This window comes from Brevundimonas sp. NPDC007368 (assembly GCF_042869015.1).
Lineage (GTDB): Bacteria > Pseudomonadota > Alphaproteobacteria > Caulobacterales > Caulobacteraceae > Brevundimonas.
Window position 1 is genome coordinate 401,365 of sequence record NZ_JBIAFA010000002.1, and the last position, 15,286, is coordinate 416,650.

Annotated in this window: 12 protein-coding genes; 4 read left to right on the top strand and 8 right to left on the bottom strand. The window is 64.9% G+C overall.

The features are described from left to right. Positions 1–12 precede the first annotated feature (12 nt). The 4 genes from ACFYLW_RS05620 (at position 13) to ACFYLW_RS05635 (ending at position 4,985) form a co-directional block, all read left to right on the top strand. Positions 13–1,338 carry an FAD-dependent oxidoreductase gene (locus tag ACFYLW_RS05620; protein WP_312065526.1) on the top strand — a complete coding sequence of 442 codons (1,326 nt, stop codon included), beginning with the start codon at positions 13–15 and terminating at the stop codon, positions 1,336–1,338. Further along, positions 1,335–2,138: a DUF1365 family protein gene (locus ACFYLW_RS05625; protein ID WP_312065524.1), complete on the top strand. Its 804-nt coding sequence runs from the start codon at positions 1,335–1,337 to the stop codon at positions 2,136–2,138. Before ACFYLW_RS05620 ends, ACFYLW_RS05625 begins: the two co-directional genes overlap by 4 nt. Before the next feature lie 57 nt (positions 2,139–2,195). Continuing rightward, a complete protein-coding gene (locus tag ACFYLW_RS05630; RefSeq protein ID WP_312065522.1) occupies positions 2,196–3,422 on the top strand; it encodes a cyclopropane-fatty-acyl-phospholipid synthase family protein in 1,227 nt (408 codons plus the stop codon). A gap of 312 nt (positions 3,423–3,734) precedes the next feature. Next, positions 3,735–4,985, top strand: coding sequence for a hypothetical protein (locus tag ACFYLW_RS05635; RefSeq protein ID WP_313472723.1), 1,251 nt, complete (start codon positions 3,735–3,737; stop codon positions 4,983–4,985). Here the strand turns inward: ACFYLW_RS05635 and ACFYLW_RS05640 are convergent. From ACFYLW_RS05640 to ACFYLW_RS05675, 8 genes are all read right to left on the bottom strand, one after another. Continuing rightward, positions 4,962–5,378, bottom strand: coding sequence for a hypothetical protein (locus ACFYLW_RS05640; protein WP_313472724.1), 417 nt, complete (start codon positions 5,376–5,378; stop codon positions 4,962–4,964). The genes ACFYLW_RS05635 and ACFYLW_RS05640 overlap by 24 nt on opposite strands. 383 nt (positions 5,379–5,761) lie before the next feature. Then, positions 5,762–6,793: a nucleotide kinase domain-containing protein gene (locus ACFYLW_RS05645; protein WP_025977035.1), complete on the bottom strand. Its 1,032-nt coding sequence runs from the start codon at positions 6,791–6,793 to the stop codon at positions 5,762–5,764. Next, the gene (locus tag ACFYLW_RS05650) at positions 6,793–7,539 is read right to left on the bottom strand and encodes a class I SAM-dependent methyltransferase (RefSeq protein ID WP_313472725.1); all 747 of its coding nucleotides are present in this window, start codon (positions 7,537–7,539) and stop codon (positions 6,793–6,795) included. Before ACFYLW_RS05650 ends, ACFYLW_RS05645 begins: the two co-directional genes overlap by 1 nt. 171 nt (positions 7,540–7,710) lie before the next feature. Continuing rightward, a complete protein-coding gene (locus ACFYLW_RS05655) occupies positions 7,711–8,148 on the bottom strand; it encodes a DUF305 domain-containing protein (RefSeq protein WP_025977022.1) in 438 nt (145 codons plus the stop codon). 5 nt (positions 8,149–8,153) lie between these two features. Beyond that, entirely contained in the window at positions 8,154–10,655 is a 2,502-nt protein-coding gene (locus tag ACFYLW_RS05660) for a heavy metal translocating P-type ATPase (protein WP_390182921.1), read from the bottom strand. A gap of 171 nt (positions 10,656–10,826) precedes the next feature. Continuing rightward, positions 10,827–11,468, bottom strand: coding sequence for an isoprenylcysteine carboxylmethyltransferase family protein (locus tag ACFYLW_RS05665; protein ID WP_025977020.1), 642 nt, complete (start codon positions 11,466–11,468; stop codon positions 10,827–10,829). Continuing rightward, complete coding sequence (locus tag ACFYLW_RS05670; protein ID WP_234288684.1) at positions 11,465–12,040, bottom strand: cation transporter; 576 nt, start codon at positions 12,038–12,040, stop codon at positions 11,465–11,467. Before ACFYLW_RS05670 ends, ACFYLW_RS05665 begins: the two co-directional genes overlap by 4 nt. A gap of 23 nt (positions 12,041–12,063) precedes the next feature. After that, positions 12,064–15,285, bottom strand: a complete 3,222-nt coding sequence (locus ACFYLW_RS05675) for an efflux RND transporter permease subunit (protein ID WP_025977018.1) — start codon at positions 15,283–15,285, stop codon at positions 12,064–12,066. Between the last annotated feature and the right edge of the window lies 1 nt (position 15,286).

Genomic DNA, 15,286 nt, shown 5'->3' on the forward strand with positions numbered 1-15,286 from the left:
TTTGGAGCCGTCATGCCGCATTCCTTCGATCGCCCGCTGAAGATCGCCGTGGTCGGGTCGGGCGTTGCAGCCTTGTCTTCGGCCTGGCTTCTGTCGCAGCGTCACACGGTGACGCTCTACGAGAAGGCGGATCGCCTCGGAGGCCATTCCAACACCGTGATCGCCGGGACCGCGACCGGAGAGACGGCGGTGGATACGGGCTTCATCTGCTTCAACGACGCCACCTATCCCAATCTGATCGCCCTTTTCGCTCATCTGGAAGTCCCGACCAGCAAGACGGATATGTCCTTCGCCGTGTCGCTGGACGACGGCCGGTTCGAATATGCGGCGCCCGGCCTGTTCGCCCAGCGCCGTAATCTCCTGCGGCCGCGCTTCTGGTCCATGCTAGGCGAGATTTTGCGCTTTTATCGCGAGGCGCCGATCGACCTGGGCGGCTTGACCGATCCCAACCTGACGCTGGGCGAGTATCTAAGGCGCGAGGGCTTCAGCGAGGCTTTCCGCGACGATCACCTGCTGCCGATGGCGGCGGCGATCTGGTCCTCGCCAGCCCATACCCTGATGGACTATCCAGCCGAGGCCTTCATCCGGTTCTGCGGCAACCACGGTCTGCTGAAGCTGGTCGGGCGCCCGTCGTGGCGCACCGTCGAGGGCGGCAGCCGCGTCTATGTCGAGCGTCTGGCGCGCGAGATCGGCGACGTGCGGCTGAATCATGGCGTGACGGCAGTGCGCCGCACGGATCAGGGCGTCATGGTTCACGACAGCCAGGACCGGGTCGAGCGCTTCGATCATGTCGTGATCGGCGCCCATGCCGATCAGGCCCTGGCCATGCTGGCCGAGCCGACCGCGCGGGAAAAGGACTTGCTGGGCGCCTTCCGCTACAGCCGCAACCTGGCCGTGCTGCACACGGACGCCGGCCTGATGCCGCAACGTCGCCGGGCCTGGGCCAGTTGGAACTATATCGGGGCCGAGGAAGGCCTGTGCGTCACCTATTGGATGAACAAGCTTCAGGGCCTGCCGGGCCAGGATTTGTTCGTCACACTGAACCCTCCGCGTCCGCCCAAGCCCGATACGCTGTTGCGCAGCGAACTTTACGAACATCCGGTCTTTAGCCCCGCCGCCATCCAGGCCCAGAAGCAGCTGTGGAGCCTGCAGGGGCAGGGGGGCGTGTGGTTCTGCGGCGCTCACTTCGGCGCAGGCTTCCATGAGGACGGCCTGCAGGCAGGCCTGGCTGTGGCGGAGCAACTGGGCGGCGTTCGGCGCCCTTGGTCGGTCGAGAACGAGAGCGGGCGCATCCATCTGTCGACGGCCGCCGTCTGCGCGATGGAGAAGGCGGCGTGACCCAGGCCTCGGCCCTCTATCGTGGCGAGGTCATGCACCGGCGGCTGCGCCCCAGGGCGCATCGATTGCACTATCGCGTCTTCTGGCTGCTGCTCGATCTGAAGGAGATCGACGAGCTGGACCGGCGGATGCGCTTTTTCTCGCGCAATCGTTTCAATCTGCTGTCCGTCCACGACCGGGACCACGGCGACGGCTCGGGCGCGCCGCTGCGCCCGCAGATCGAGGACTTTCTCGTTCGTGCGGGGATCGACATTGGCGACGGCCCGATTCGCCTTCTGACCATGCCGCGGGTGCTGGGCTACGTCTTCAATCCGATCAGTCTCTACTATTGTCATCACCCCGACGGCCGGCTGGCGGCCATGGTCTATGAGGTGACCAGCACATTCGGCGTGCGACACGCCTACGTCATTCCCGTGCCGCGCGAGGATCAGGCGGCCGGCTTGATCCGACAGGGCGCGGCCAAGGCTCTCTATGTTTCGCCCTTCATGGGCATGGAGATGGACTATGCCTTTCGCGGTCATGCGCCCGGCGCCCATTTGGACCTGACAATCGACGGCGTGGACGCCGAGGGCGTGTTGATCACCGCCGCCATGTCCGCCGAACGTCGCCCGCTGGACGACAAGACTTTGGGGGCGGCCGTCCTAGCCCTGCCTCTGATGACCCTCAAAGTCATGGCCGCAATTCACTGGGAGGCGCTGAAGCTCTGGATCAAGGGCGTGCGTCTGACCCGCCAACCGCCGCCAGCCCGCGATCCTGTGACGATCCAGCACAGGGCGCGTGAAAGCCGTCTGGCGCGTTGACCTCTGTAAACACCGGGCCACGTTCGCCCGCCTCTCTTGCGAAGGGCGCCTGACGTCATGACCACCACCTATTGCGGCGATCAGAACGGTGGGCGGGCCGTGTCTCCGGTCTTGAGCTTGCTTCTGCGGCTTCTGTCCGCCAACTGGACCTGGGGGCGTCTTACCTTGGTCCTGCCCGATGGCCGCCTTCATCAGTTGACCGGTCAGACACCCGGCAAGGCCGCCATCCTCAATATCCGCGATCCTCGCTTCGCCGCACGCGTGCTGAAGAGCGGGGATATAGGCTTTGCAGAGGGCTATATGGCGGGCGAGTGGGACACGCCGGATCTGGCTCTCCTGCTAGAAACCCTGGTCAATAACTACGAACACATCCGGCGTCTGTTCGACGGCAATCCGCTGATGAACCTGCTCCACTGGGTCGGGCATCGGTTGAACCGCAACAGCCGGCGCGGGTCACGACGCAACATCCACGCCCACTACGACCTTGGCAACGCCTTCTACGGATCCTGGCTGGATCCCTCGATGACCTATTCCTCGGCGCGGTTCGAAACGGCGGGGCAGGGGCTTCAGGACGCCCAGCGCGCCAAGTATGCTTCTCTGGCGCGGATGATGGACCTGCGGCCGGGGCATCGCGTGCTGGAGATCGGCTGCGGCTGGGGCGGGTTCGCCGAGTTCGCGGCGCGCGAGATCGGGGCCATGGTCACCGGCGTCACTATCTCGCGCGAACAGCATGATTATGCACGCCGTCGTCTGTTCGAGGCGGGGCTGGCCGAACACGCCGATATCCGCCTGATCGACTATCGCGACGTCGAGGGGCGATTCGACCGCGTCGCCTCGATCGAGATGTTCGAGGCGGTGGGGCGCGAATACTGGCCCACCTACTTCCAGAAGCTGCACGACGTCCTGACGCCCGACGGGCGGGCGGGCCTGCAGATCATCACCATTCAGGACGACCTGTTCGACGAATACGACGCCCGTACGGACTTCATTCAGAAGTATGTCTTTCCCGGAGGCTGCCTGCCGTCCGAAGCGCGGATGGCGCCCGACATCTCCAGCGCGGGTCTGGTCGAGGCGGGGATCGTACGTTTCGGCGGTGACTATGCCGAAACTCTCGCCGAATGGACGCGACGCTTTGAAAGCGCCTGGGGCGAGATTGTCAGGACCGAGGCGAGCTTCGACGAACGATTCCGTCGCCTCTGGCGCTTCTATCTCGCGTATTGCGAGGCCGGATTCCGCTCGGGTCGCACCGATGTGATCCAGATGGCGCTGCAGCGCGCCGGATGACCTCGTCGGCCTGGCGTCATCCAGCAGCGAGCACCTGTGCGCACACCAAAAATGCCGCCGACGCAGGGTTCGCAACATATTCAATCAGTCACAAGTGTTCCGGCTCACGGCTGATGTCCCGAGTATGCCATGGTTGATGGTCGTCTTTTTCGCTTTGCATGGCGAATCCCTAGCCATCAACTCAGGGCTAAAGCCCTAAATTCTGCTCAAAGTTTGTGTCCTCCGGCCTGAGGGCACAAACTTTGAGCAATCGACCGCTTCCTAGCGGCTATTTGTGGAGTCATTTGTCACGCCACGATTTGGATCGCAGACATGCCCTCATCTCTTTCCCCGGACGATCTCCTCAGAAAGCGATTTCACATCGCCCGCTTGATCGTTGACGGACACAACGGTGGGTATCCCTTGTCGCCGTCAGAAGTCCGCGAGGTCGTGGGCATCAGCTACAAAACCCATCAACGTGACATTGCGCGCGCTCGGAGCGCCCAAACATTCGACGAGTGGGCGCCAAAGAAAAGGGGTCCCGCGAAAGGAAATCGAAGGGTGAGCGCAGAGGTTGCCAGTCTTGCGGTTGAAATTGTTTATGAGCGCAGAACGGTCAAACGAAACGTCTGCAAGATGGCGCGCGACCTTTGCCATAGAGCGAGGTCCAACGGGATCGGCCTCACACAACCCACCGCAAAACGGGTCATTGGTGACATCTACGCCCGCGATGATGGGTATCTGCGTGCGCAGGAGATGGGGCGCGAAGGCGAGCGTCTGTTTGAACTCCAGCGAGGGTCTTTCATCGCATCAGAGTCTCTGGAGGTGGTTTTTATAGATCATACGCCGCTGGACGTGAGGCATAGCGTATTCGGCGATCGGCAGCGGGCTTTCCGTCCGACGTTGACGACTGCGAGCGACCTGTATTCGGGAGCTTTGCTGGCCGGATTTGTGTCGCTGTTTCCGCCGTGCCGCACGACTGTGGCGCTCGCTATGGCGCTACTGACTGCCGATAAGTCCGAACTGCTTCGGTCGCATAACTTGCCGGGAGAATGGGAATGTGGCGGCGTTCCGCGGACCATCATGGTCGACGGTGCCAAGGAATTCGCGCGCGATGAGTTCGATTGGATCTGCAAGAGATACGACATCGAGCTCGTAGTCGGAGGCGGTCGGCCGGAGCGACGTTCGCCTCACGAACGGATATTTCGGACGCTGAATAGCGAAGTGCACACTTGGCCAGGCACGACGTTAAGCAACACTGTCGAGCTCAAGAAGCACGGAGGATCGCGCCCCGTCGAACTCGACTTTCAGGATGTTCAGTACCGGCTGCTCATCGCAATAACGGAGTATAATCACGAAACCTACGGTGGGTCGGATTTGGCGCCCATTGTGGCTTGGAGGAGGGCCATAGGAAACGTTTCGGCCACAAGACGCCCAGTCAGAAACAGCCGCCACGTGTTTTTGGATTTTCTTCCATCAGAGGAACGTGCGCTCACGAGAAGGGGGATAGTACGAGCGAGCAACTTCAATGTAGCTGGTCTGGAGCGATTGTTTTGTATGCTAAAATCGACGCGTGATCTCTAATCCGAGGTCGAGAGCGTCGAACTCGGCCTCGCGCCTGTTCGAGAAGCGACGCAGCAAGGCTGCGCGCCATTCCAGCGTCCAGTCCGGGTTCATTGGGCGCTTCGCCGTTAGGACGAGGGCGGAAAGCGTGTCGTTGCGACCCCTGTTGGCTCCCCCGGTGAAGTCGCTGAAGCGCATTTCGCCCTTTATGGCCACCGCGTGGTTCCAAAGCGCCGTCGATAGTTCTCGCGATACGATCAAACTGAAACGGGAGCGTCGCAGCTCCGGAAGATCCGAGCCTTCACGATCGAAGGACGCCGTCAGGTCCGCGCCTCTAAGAGAGAGGTCATAGGCAAGGCTGACTATCGCCAACTCGTAAAGAGGATCGGCGAAGCCGTCGGTGCGGGCCGCCAATCCCACAGTTTCCACCGTCAACGTCCCGGCGCCCAGCGGCCGCGAGGCGTAGGCACACACAGAAACCGACAAGCGGCGCTATACCGATATTTCGCAGACTGCACATGTTCGGAAACTGTTGCAGCCATAAATGGCTGAATTAACACCGAAAATAATGCAGTTTGAGAGAAGCGGCCGTTGCGCTCGGCGACAGCGCTTGTGTTGCAAACCTCAACGCGCTCAGGGCGGCTGCAGAGGCGCGATGGGCACGAAACACTAGACGTAGATAGGTTGTGGATAAACGCTAGAAGCGAAGACGGAGGTCCGCTTCTGACTCAAAGCGGCCCTCCAGAACAGCCGCTTTTGGTCAGGGTGACTGCCCCAAACTGTGGGCTGCTCGCTAGCTAGGCGCTGGCGAACAAGTCCGGCTGGGCCTGCAGGGAGCCTGCAGGCATGGTTCGTACAGGCGGCGCGAGCCGCCACTTCGGTGGAAAGAAGAGTTCAAGCGATGTCGATGAGGGACGGTAGCGAGCCTTTATCCGCGACCGATTGCTTGCAAGCTCGGGCGCGGCCTCTCTGCAGTATTTATCGGTCTCGCAGAAGAGACCCTGACAGTCGATTGCATGCAATGGCCGCCCGAACAGGCCAAGAAATGGCAGATCTAGCCGCTCGAACTCAGCCTCCTGCTGGTCGACCATCAATTTGATCGCTTCGGAGGGCGTGTAATCGCCTAAGTCCTCGAATACTTTGGCTAGGCCGCGCACAGCTCCCGGCCCGGCCTGCGTATAGTCATTCTCACTGAAATCCGTGAGTTCGGAATAGTTGAGATCAACTGCTGTCTGATAGGCCATAAACGGACCCATGAGAGGGTAGCCCTCAAGCGTTCGGACGATGCTCTCGAAGGCGTTCGCGCCGATCAGCCGATCCGCGACGGCGTCCTGCACGAACATCTTCTCAAACAGGGCGGCATGGTTGTGATGTTTCTCGTCGTGCCCAAACGCCTTGTTCGCGCACAAAATGAAGGCTCCTGTGTACAGGCCACCGTCCTCGCGCTTGATCTGATTGAGCGCGGCAACAAATCTGCCGTCCGCCAAGTCTTGGATACGCGGTGGCCCGTCCAAAAGCGTTGTCAATTTCTCCCAAGTACGGATCTTGCTGAAGGTCCTAAAGGCGACGATCTGAAAGGCGCGGTCAGCGGGACTGCCGGCGTCCTCGGCGTAGCAGACGTTCCGGATCATATACTGCGAGACTCGATCAGCCGCACGGTACACGTTGCAGAATTTAAACTCCTGCAGGATGGGATCGTCGGACCAAGGCGCGCATTTGCCCGCGAGACGACGTTCGAACGCAGCCTGCCGTCTAGAGGCGAACCGCCAATACAGCTCGTAAACGCCGCGCCGAGGCTTCGGCTTCTTGCGTGTCTTGATGACTATCATCACGAGGACTGCCGAAGAAATACGCCGGTGCCGTGCAGGTTGAAGAATCGGGGGTCGCCGAGAAGGCGCTTGGCGGCCACGCGTTCGCCCAAGGTGTACAGAAAACGGTCCACACCGGTGAAGTGGTCAAACACTATGGCGCCGCCAGGGACGATCTGATTTTGAACGGCATCGAGCGCTGCGGTCGCCGAAGTATAGTTGTCGGTATCGATGAACGCCAGCACGATATCCCGGTCCGCCAATCGGGATGCAGTTTTGACGATATCGCCGGAGATGATCTCGACGTTTCGTCCCGCGAGATACCGGCGCGCTGCGGCTTCGTCCAGAAAGACGCAGTCTGGGTGGGAATACATGTCCAGAGGACTGCGGGGCGAGGGAAAGCCGTCGAAGGTGTCAAACCCGACGACCGGCCAGTCCTTGCCCAGGCGCTCGGCGAAACGAGAGAGCAGCATGGTTGTCCCACCCCGGAACATTCCGAACTCCACGATCGTCCCGTCGAGGCCCAAGCGCGCGGCGTTCTGAAGGACCTGCCATAGATGGATTAGGCAGTTCGGATATCCGTTCGCGAAGGAGGGCACGAGCGCGTTGGCGGTTTCTTGCTCAAAAGTCGGATCACGGTATCGGAAGTGATCGAACCCTCCAATGAGCAGCCGAACGCTCGCCTCGATGTAGGGTAAAGCCGCCTCGATCAGCGCCTCCTTGCGCTTGTCCGAAGCTACGATCAGGACCTCGGGGCGATCGCGCATCCGAGCGTGCTGAAGCAGAAGATGGCGAAGGTGAGAACAGCGCCGGCGCTCACCAAGCTCGCCGTCAGGACAGCGAGCCCGTCAAGAAGCGGGTTCGGCCGGGGCGGCGGAGGGCGTCTGCCGCGACGCTTGCCGGGCCGGCCTTCCTTCCATCGAACGGTGCGCGCCATGTCAGGCGCCGCTCTCCGGCGCAGGCTGAGTTTCGCGTCGCGCCAGCCAGAGGCGCATTCGAAGGATTTCCGTGTCGCGCGCCCGGATGAGGTCCTGGGCCAGCCCACGAGCGTCCTTGTCGGAGCCGTGCTGCAACTGGATCCGGGCCAGGGCGATCTCGCCCTCATGATGAGCGATCATGGCGCGCATGAAGTCGACGTCGGCGTCGCCGGTCCAGCGAATGTCAGTGGCCTGGTGAAGACGTTCATTGGCCTCCTTGAAAGAGCGGGTCGAGGCCGCGTCTCCCAGGGCGTCGGCATGGCCGGCGTGCTCGTCGATCGGCTGGACGGCCGCAGCCGCCGGACGATCGGGCGGGGATTGACGCGACATCATGCCGAACAGAAAGGCTGCAGCCGCCAGGAAGGCTGCGATGAGGGTGAGCCAGCTAAGGCGTTTCATGGGCTTTATCCCGGATAGGATGCGGGCGCCTGGCGATCGCGGTAGGCGAGCAGGCGCAGGGCGTTGAACACCACTAAGAGGGTGGAGCCTTCGTGCAGGGCGACGGCCGGGCCGATGCCGAGACCGAGGATGGTGGCTGGCACGAGGAAGGCGACCACGCCGAGGCTGACGAACAGGTTCTGGCGGATGACGGTTCGGGTGCGACGGCTCAGGCCGACCGTGAAGGGAAGATTGGACAGATCATCGGCCATGAGGGCCACGTCGGCGGTTTCCAGAGCGACGTCGGAGCCCGCCGCGCCCATGGCCACGCCGACCGTGGCCGTGGCCATGGCGGGGGCGTCGTTGACCCCGTCGCCGACCATGGCGACCTTGGTCTCGGCGCGGAGGCGCTTGATCGCCTCGACCTTGTCGTCCGGCATGAGGTCGCCCCAGGCCTCCGTCAGGCCGACCTGGCCGGCGATGGCTTCGGCCGCCTTCTGGTGGTCGCCCGAGATCATGATCATGCGCCGGACGCCCAGGGCTCTCAGTCTTGTCAGGGCGTCGCGCGCGGCCGCACGCGGCGTGTCCAGCAGGCCGATCACGCCGAGATCGCGTTCGCCCTGGCGCACCACCATCAGGGTGCGGCCCTGGGCGCGGAGGCGATCGACCGCCTCGGTCGCCTGGACGCTCAGAACCGGCACGCCGTCCGATCCGAACATCTCGGGCTTGCCGATCTGGACCGTGACGCCCTCGAGCTCGGCGGCGACGCCCTTGCCGGTCAGGCTCTGCAGGCTTGAAGCGGCAGGGACGGCGGCGCCGTCGAGACGCGCCGCGCCGTCCCGGGCGATGGCTTCAGCCAAGGGGTGATCGCTGAGCCGTTCCACGGCGACCGCCACCGTCAGCAGGGCGCGTTCGTCGGCGCCGTCGACGGGGATGACGTCGGTGATCCGCGGGCGGCCTTCCGTCAGGGTACCGGTCTTGTCGAAGGCGATAGCGTCGACGGCGCCGAGGCTCTCAAGCGGCGCGCCGCCCTTGATCAGGACGCCGGCGCGAGCGGCGCGGGCGACGCCCGACAGGACGGCGCTCGGCGTGGCGATAGCCAGGGCGCAGGGGCTGGCGGCCACCAGGACCGCCATGGCGCGGTAGAAGCTGTCGCGGAAGGGTTCGTCGACCACCACCCAGGCGAAGAGCAGGATGAAGGCCAGGCCCAGGACGAGAGGGACGAAGACGCGCTCGAACCGGTCGGTGAACCTTTGTGTGGGCGACTTCTGGGTCTCCGCCTCGCTGACCATGCGCACGACCTTGGCCAAGGTGGTGTCGCTGGACTTGCGGGTGGTCTCGATCTCGATGGCGCCGGCGCCGTTGATCGTCCCGGCGAAAACGGCGGATGCGGCGAGGATGGAGGCGGGGCGGGCCCGGGCCTCGGCGAGATCATCGACCGGCTGCTTGTCGACCGGCATGCTCTCCCCAGTGACGGGGGCCTGATTGATGCTGGTGGCCCCCTTGATGACGAAGCCGTCGGCGGGCAGGCGTTCATTGGGCCTGACCACCACCACCTGGCCGACTTCAAGCGCCTCGACCGGTATCTCGATCACCTCGCCGTCACGCCGCACCCTGGCGGTGCGCGGGGCGAGTTCCGCCAAGGCCTCGATGGCGCGCTTGGCCCGGCCCATGGCGTAGTGCTCCAGGGCGTGGCCGAGGCTGAAGAGAAAGAGGAGCAGGGCGCCTTCCGCCCAGGCGCCGAGCGCCGCCGCCCCCGCCGCCGCCACCAGCATCAGGGTGTCGATCTCGAAGCGCTTGCGCCTGAGGTTGTCGATCGCTTCGCGCACGGTGAAGAAGCCGCCCAGGCCGTAAGCGCTGAGGAAGAGCGCGAGCGGGATCCAGCCCGGCAGGCCCGACGCCAGTTTTTCCAGGGCGAAGCCGAGGCCCAGGGTGCCGCCGGCGGCAAGGGCGAAGATCAGTTCGGTGTTGGCGCCGAAAATCCCTCCGTGGGCGTGATCATGGTCGGCGTGATCCTCCTTCCCGGGATCGTGGTCGTGGCCGGCGTGGTCGTCTGCGGCGTGTTCAGCCCTGGCCGGGAAGGGCTGGGGGGAGAAGGTCAGGCCGTGGCCGGCGAGCGTCTTGATCAGCTGGTCGCGGGTGATCCGGTTCTGGTCGAACTCGACGCGGACCGCGCCGGCGGCGTCGAGGCCGACCTCAAGGAGGCCGGGCTCCGCCTTGAGGTCGGCCTCGAGCGAACGGGCGTGCCGCGCATGGCGCACGCCTTGGGTCCAGCCGACCAGGTGGCCGAAGCGACGGCTGATCTCGACCCCGGCCTGGAGCGCCTTGCGGCGCACCTCGTCCGGCGACAGGAGTTTGGCGTCGTAGTGCAGGCAGAGCTGGGGCCCGGTCGGGGATTCCGCGACGTGGATCTGGGACAGGCCGGGCGCGCCGGTCAGGCGTTTGACGAGGCGCTCGACGCAGGCGTCCAAGGCGTCGGGCGCTTCGGGGAGAAGGACCGGTATGTCGAGTCTGACGGTGCTAGGCATGCTTGAACTCCTCGGATGCGGAAGAGGGGGCTGAAGGCTAGGGGGCGCGTGACTCGGCCTGGACGTCGCGCTCGTGCGAAGCGAGGCGAACGGCGGCGCCCGCAAGGAAGGCGAGGGCCGCAAGAAGCGCCGCGAGAGAGGTCACAAGACGCTGGCGTTCCATGCTCCGTCTCAGGGCAGTTGGAAGATGACGCTGAACCAGCCGAACTGTTGCAGGCCTTCCAGCAATTCGAACAGGGGCAGGGCGAGAAGAAAGACGAGGCCGTCTCTCAGGGTGCGAAGGAAGAAGGCGGGTCGGACGGTGAGTTCCGCCTCATCGCGCCACAGACGGAGATCCGGAAGGAAACGCGGCGTCCGGAGGCGGTACCGTTCATAGGTCGCGCCAAAGGCGCCGGCGAGGAAGCGCTCCTCCCTTTCGACGACCGCCCGGAAGACCCCCCAGCAGGCCAGGGCGAACACAAGGCCGATGGTCAGGCTGCCCGACATGGCGCCGACGCCGAAGGCGCCGATGAAGCTGAAGACGTAGAGCGGATTGCGACAGAGGGAATAGGGGCCGTTCGAGACGATCTCCTGTTTCTTGCGACCGCCGATGTAGAGGGAGCACCAGGCGCGGCCAAAGATGCAGATCATGATGGCGATAAGGCCGAGGTGTTCGACGGGGTGTTCAAATTCGGGGCGGGCCCTGACCAGGGGCGTCCATGCCAGGAGAGCGAAAAGGCCCGCCAGGATGAAGAGCTTGCGCCATTTCTGGACGCCCTGGATGTCGATCGGGACGGCGGTGCCGTCACGCCCGTGTTGTTCGGGAAGATTCACGAGATTGCTCCTTCAACTGCGACGCTGCGTGCGTCGCGGAGGATGTCCATTCCGCCCTTGAAGGCGATGCCGGCGACGATCAGGCCTACCGCCAGATCCGGCCAGGCCTGATCCATGACCATGACCAGTCCGCCGGCGACGAGGATGCCCCCGTTCGAGGCGAAGTCATTGAAGCTGAAGGTTCGCGCCGCCCGCAGGTTGACGTCGTCGCCGTCTTGACGCCTGAGCAAGGCGAGGCAGATCAGGTTCACGGCCGCCGCGATGACGGCCAGGCCCATCATGGTCCAGCCGACCGGTTCGGTCCCGACGATCCAGCGCCGTCCGACGTCCAGCAGGACGCCGGCGGCGAAGATCAGCAGCATGATCCCCGACAACCGGGCGGCGCGGGTTTTCCAGATCATCGCCCGACCGACGGCCAGGAAGCTGATCAGATAGACCGCGGCGTCGGAGCCGTTGTCGAGCGCGTTGGCGAGGAGGGCGCTGGAGTCGGCGAACAGGCCGCCGACTCCGAGACCCACGAACAGGAGGACGTTGAGCGCCAGCACGACGAGAAGCGTGCGACGTTGAAGCATCTCCTGTTCCTGGGATCCGCCCATCAGTCCTCGATCCCTTCTGCCTTGCGATGACGGACCGCCTTGGCGGCGAAGGTCGGCAGGACCAGCAGCGTCAGGGCCGTGGCCGTCAGAAGGCCGCCGATGACCACGGTGGCCAAGGGTTTCTGGACGTCAGCGCCGGCTCCCGAAGCGATCGCCATGGGAATGAAGCCGACGATGGCCACCAGGGCTGTGGTCAGGACCGCGCGCAGGCGGCTGAAGGCGCCGAAGAGGGCGGCGTCGTGCGGGTTCTGTCCCGTCTGAAGCCGCTCTCGAATGGCCTGCATCAGCACCAGACCGTTCAGGGTCGCGACGCCCGACACGGCGATAAAGCCGACCGCCGCCGAGACCGAGAAGGGCATGCCCCTGAGCAGGAGGGCGAGCGCCCCGCCGACCAGCGCCAGAGGCACGCAGGCGAACACCAGCCCTGCCTCCGCGAAGGATCCCAGGGCCATAAACAGCAGGATGCCGATCAGGACGAAGACCACAGGGATGACTAGGCCCAGCCGCTGTTCGGCCCGCTTCAGGTTCTCGAACTGCCCGCCCCATTTGAGCGAATAGCCGGTCGGAAGCTTGACCTGGGCGCCGACCCTGTCTTGGGCGTCCCCGACGAAGCCGCCCAGATCGCGGCCGCGCACATTGGCCTGGACCACCATGCGGCGGCTGCCGTCGTTGCGACTGATCTGGTTCTGACCCTCGGCCACCTGGATGCGGGCGACCGAGGACAGGGGCACCGTCAGGCCGGTCGAGGTCGTGACCGGCAGGGCGGCGAGGGCGGCGGGATCGTTCCGCTGGGCGTCGTCCAGACGGACCACGACGTCGAAACGGCGGTCGCCCTCGAAGATCTGCCCCGCCTCGGCGCCGCCGACAGCGGCCGAGACCGCTTCCGACACGTCCGCAGCCGCCAGGCCGTAGTTGGCCGCCGCGAAGCGGTCGACGCTGACCGTCAGGGTCGGCAGACCTGACGCCTGCTCCACGCGAACGTCCGCCGCGCCCGGTGTGGCGCGCAGCGCGTTGGCCACTTGGTCGGCCGTCGCCTGGAGCTGGGCGAAGTCGTCGCCATAGACCATGACGGCCAGATCGGTGCGGACCCCCGAGATCAGCTCGTTGAAGCGCAGCTCGATCGGCTGGCTGAACTCGAAGCTGTTGCCCAGCTGGGTCGAGGCGGCCTTTTCGATGCGGGCGATCAACTCCTCCTTCGGCAGTTTCGGATCAGGCCATTCCTTGCGGTTCTTCAGCACGATGACGGCGTCGGAGATGTTCGCCGGCATGGGGTCGACCGCCGCCTCCGCGGTCCCCGTTCGGGAGAACATGGTCTTGACCTCGGGTTGGGCCTTGATGACACGCTCCAGCGCCATCTGCATGGCTAGGGATTGCTCCAGCGAGGCCGAGGGCACGCGCAGGGCCTGCATGGCGATGTCGCCTTCGTCCAGGGTCGGGATGAACTCCCGGCCGAGCGTGGTGAAGGCGACGCCGCCGATCACGAGGGCGCCGACTGCGGCGGCGAGGACCACCTTGGGGCGATCGACGGCCGCACGGATGGCCGGTTCGATCCAGCGGCGCGCGTGGCGCAGCAGGAAGGTTTCATGCTCCAGGGCTTCTCCCTTGTCATCGACATGGACGGTCTTGGGTTCGCGCACGAGCAGGGCCGTCATGGCCGGGACGAAGGTGAAGGAGAAGATGAAGGCGCCGACCAGGGCCAGCATGACCGTGGCGCCCATGGGGATGAAGGTCTTGCCCTCGACCCCTTCCAGCATCAGCAGGGGGGTGAAGACCAGCAGGATGATCAGCTGGCCGAAGGCGGCGGGCTTGACCATCTGGCGCGCGGCGCTGGCGGCGACGCCCAGACGTTCGTGGCGGGTCAGGGCGCGGCCCACATCCGCTCGGCGCTGGCTGAGCATGAGCAGGGTGTTCTCGACCACCACCACGGCGCCGTCGACCAGCAGGCCGAAATCGAGGGCGCCGAGGCTCATCAGGTTTCCGCTGATGCCAAAACGGTTCATGCCGATGACCGCGAACAGGAAGCTGATCGGGATCATCAGGGCCGTGATCGTCGCGGCGCGGATGTTCCCCAGCAGCAGGAACAGCACGACGATGACCAGCAGCGCCCCTTCGGTCAGGTTCTTGGCCACCGTCTTGATGGTGGAGTTGACCAGGGCGCTGCGGTTCAGCACGGGTTCGGCCACGATGTCGGGCGGCAGGCTGGCGCCCACCTCCTGGAGCCGGTCCGCAGCCGACTGGGCCACGGTGCGGCTGTTTTCGCCCGCCAGCATCAGGGCCGTGCCGATGACCGCCTCATGGCCGTCGCGGCTGGCCCCGCCCAGACGCGGCGCCTGGCCGATCTCGACCACGGCCACGTCGGCGACGCGGACGACCAGGCCGTTGCGGTTGACCACGGGGGCCTGGGCCAGATCTTCGATGGTCTGGGCCAGGGCGTCGGTGCGGACGGTCAAGGCTTCGCCCGCCCGTTGCACATAGCCGGCCCCCGCCTGGTTGTTGGCACGGTCCAGGGCCTGGATCAGGTCGTTGAGGCCCAGGCCGTAGCCGGCCAGGCGCGCGGGGTCAGGACGGACAGCGTATTCCTTCACATACCCGCCGTTGACGTCCACGCCCGCCAGGCCCTTGGCCGTGCGCATGCGCGGCGCGATGATCCAGTCCTGCACGGTGCGAAGATAGGTCGCCCTCGCCTGGGGGGTCGCCAGCCGCTCGCCGTCGGGCGTCAGATAGGCCCCGTCGGGCTGCCAGCCGGGCTGGCCGACCCGCGCCTTTTTGGCGTCGAAAGGCTTGAAGTCGACCGTCCACATCAGGACCTCGCCCAGACCCGTAGTGATCGGGGCCAGACCGGGCTCGACGCCCTCGGGCAGGTTTTCGCGGGCTTGGGCCATCCGTTCGGCCACCTGCTGACGGGCGAAATAGATGTCGGTCTGGTCGGTGAAGATGACCGTCACCTGGCTGAAACCGTTGCGGGTCAGGGAGCGGGTTGATTGCAGGCCGGGAATGCCGGCCATGGCCGTTTCCAGCGGATAGGTGACCTGGCGCTCCATCTGTTCAGGGGCCAGGGCCGGGGCCACGGTGTTGATCTGCACCTGGCGGTTGGTGATGTCGGGCACGGCGTCGATCGGCAGCTTGGTGAGCTGGAACAGGCCCCAGGCCGCGACCAGCGTCGTGGCGAGGACGATGAACCAGCGGAAGCGGACGGACGCCTCGATAATGGCTTTGAACATT

Bases quoted from the DNA above. Each gene is read 5' to 3' on its own strand.
- ACFYLW_RS05620 (WP_312065526.1), top strand. From the start codon at position 13: ATGCCGCATTCCTTCGATCGCCCGCTGAAGATCGCCGTGGTCGGGTCG.
- ACFYLW_RS05645 (WP_025977035.1), bottom strand. From the start codon at position 6,793: ATGATAGTCATCAAGACACGCAAGAAGCCGAAGCCTCGGCGCGGCGTT.
- ACFYLW_RS05670 (WP_234288684.1), bottom strand. From the start codon at position 12,040: ATGCTTCAACGTCGCACGCTTCTCGTCGTGCTGGCGCTCAACGTCCTC.
- ACFYLW_RS05630 (WP_312065522.1), top strand. From the start codon at position 2,196: ATGACCACCACCTATTGCGGCGATCAGAACGGTGGGCGGGCCGTGTCT.
- ACFYLW_RS05650 (WP_313472725.1), bottom strand. From the start codon at position 7,539: ATGCGCGATCGCCCCGAGGTCCTGATCGTAGCTTCGGACAAGCGCAAG.
- ACFYLW_RS05660 (WP_390182921.1), bottom strand. From the start codon at position 10,655: ATGCCTAGCACCGTCAGACTCGACATACCGGTCCTTCTCCCCGAAGCG.
- ACFYLW_RS05635 (WP_313472723.1), top strand. From the start codon at position 3,735: ATGCCCTCATCTCTTTCCCCGGACGATCTCCTCAGAAAGCGATTTCAC.
- ACFYLW_RS05675 (WP_025977018.1), bottom strand. From the start codon at position 15,285: ATGTTCAAAGCCATTATCGAGGCGTCCGTCCGCTTCCGCTGGTTCATC.
- ACFYLW_RS05655 (WP_025977022.1), bottom strand. From the start codon at position 8,148: ATGAAACGCCTTAGCTGGCTCACCCTCATCGCAGCCTTCCTGGCGGCT.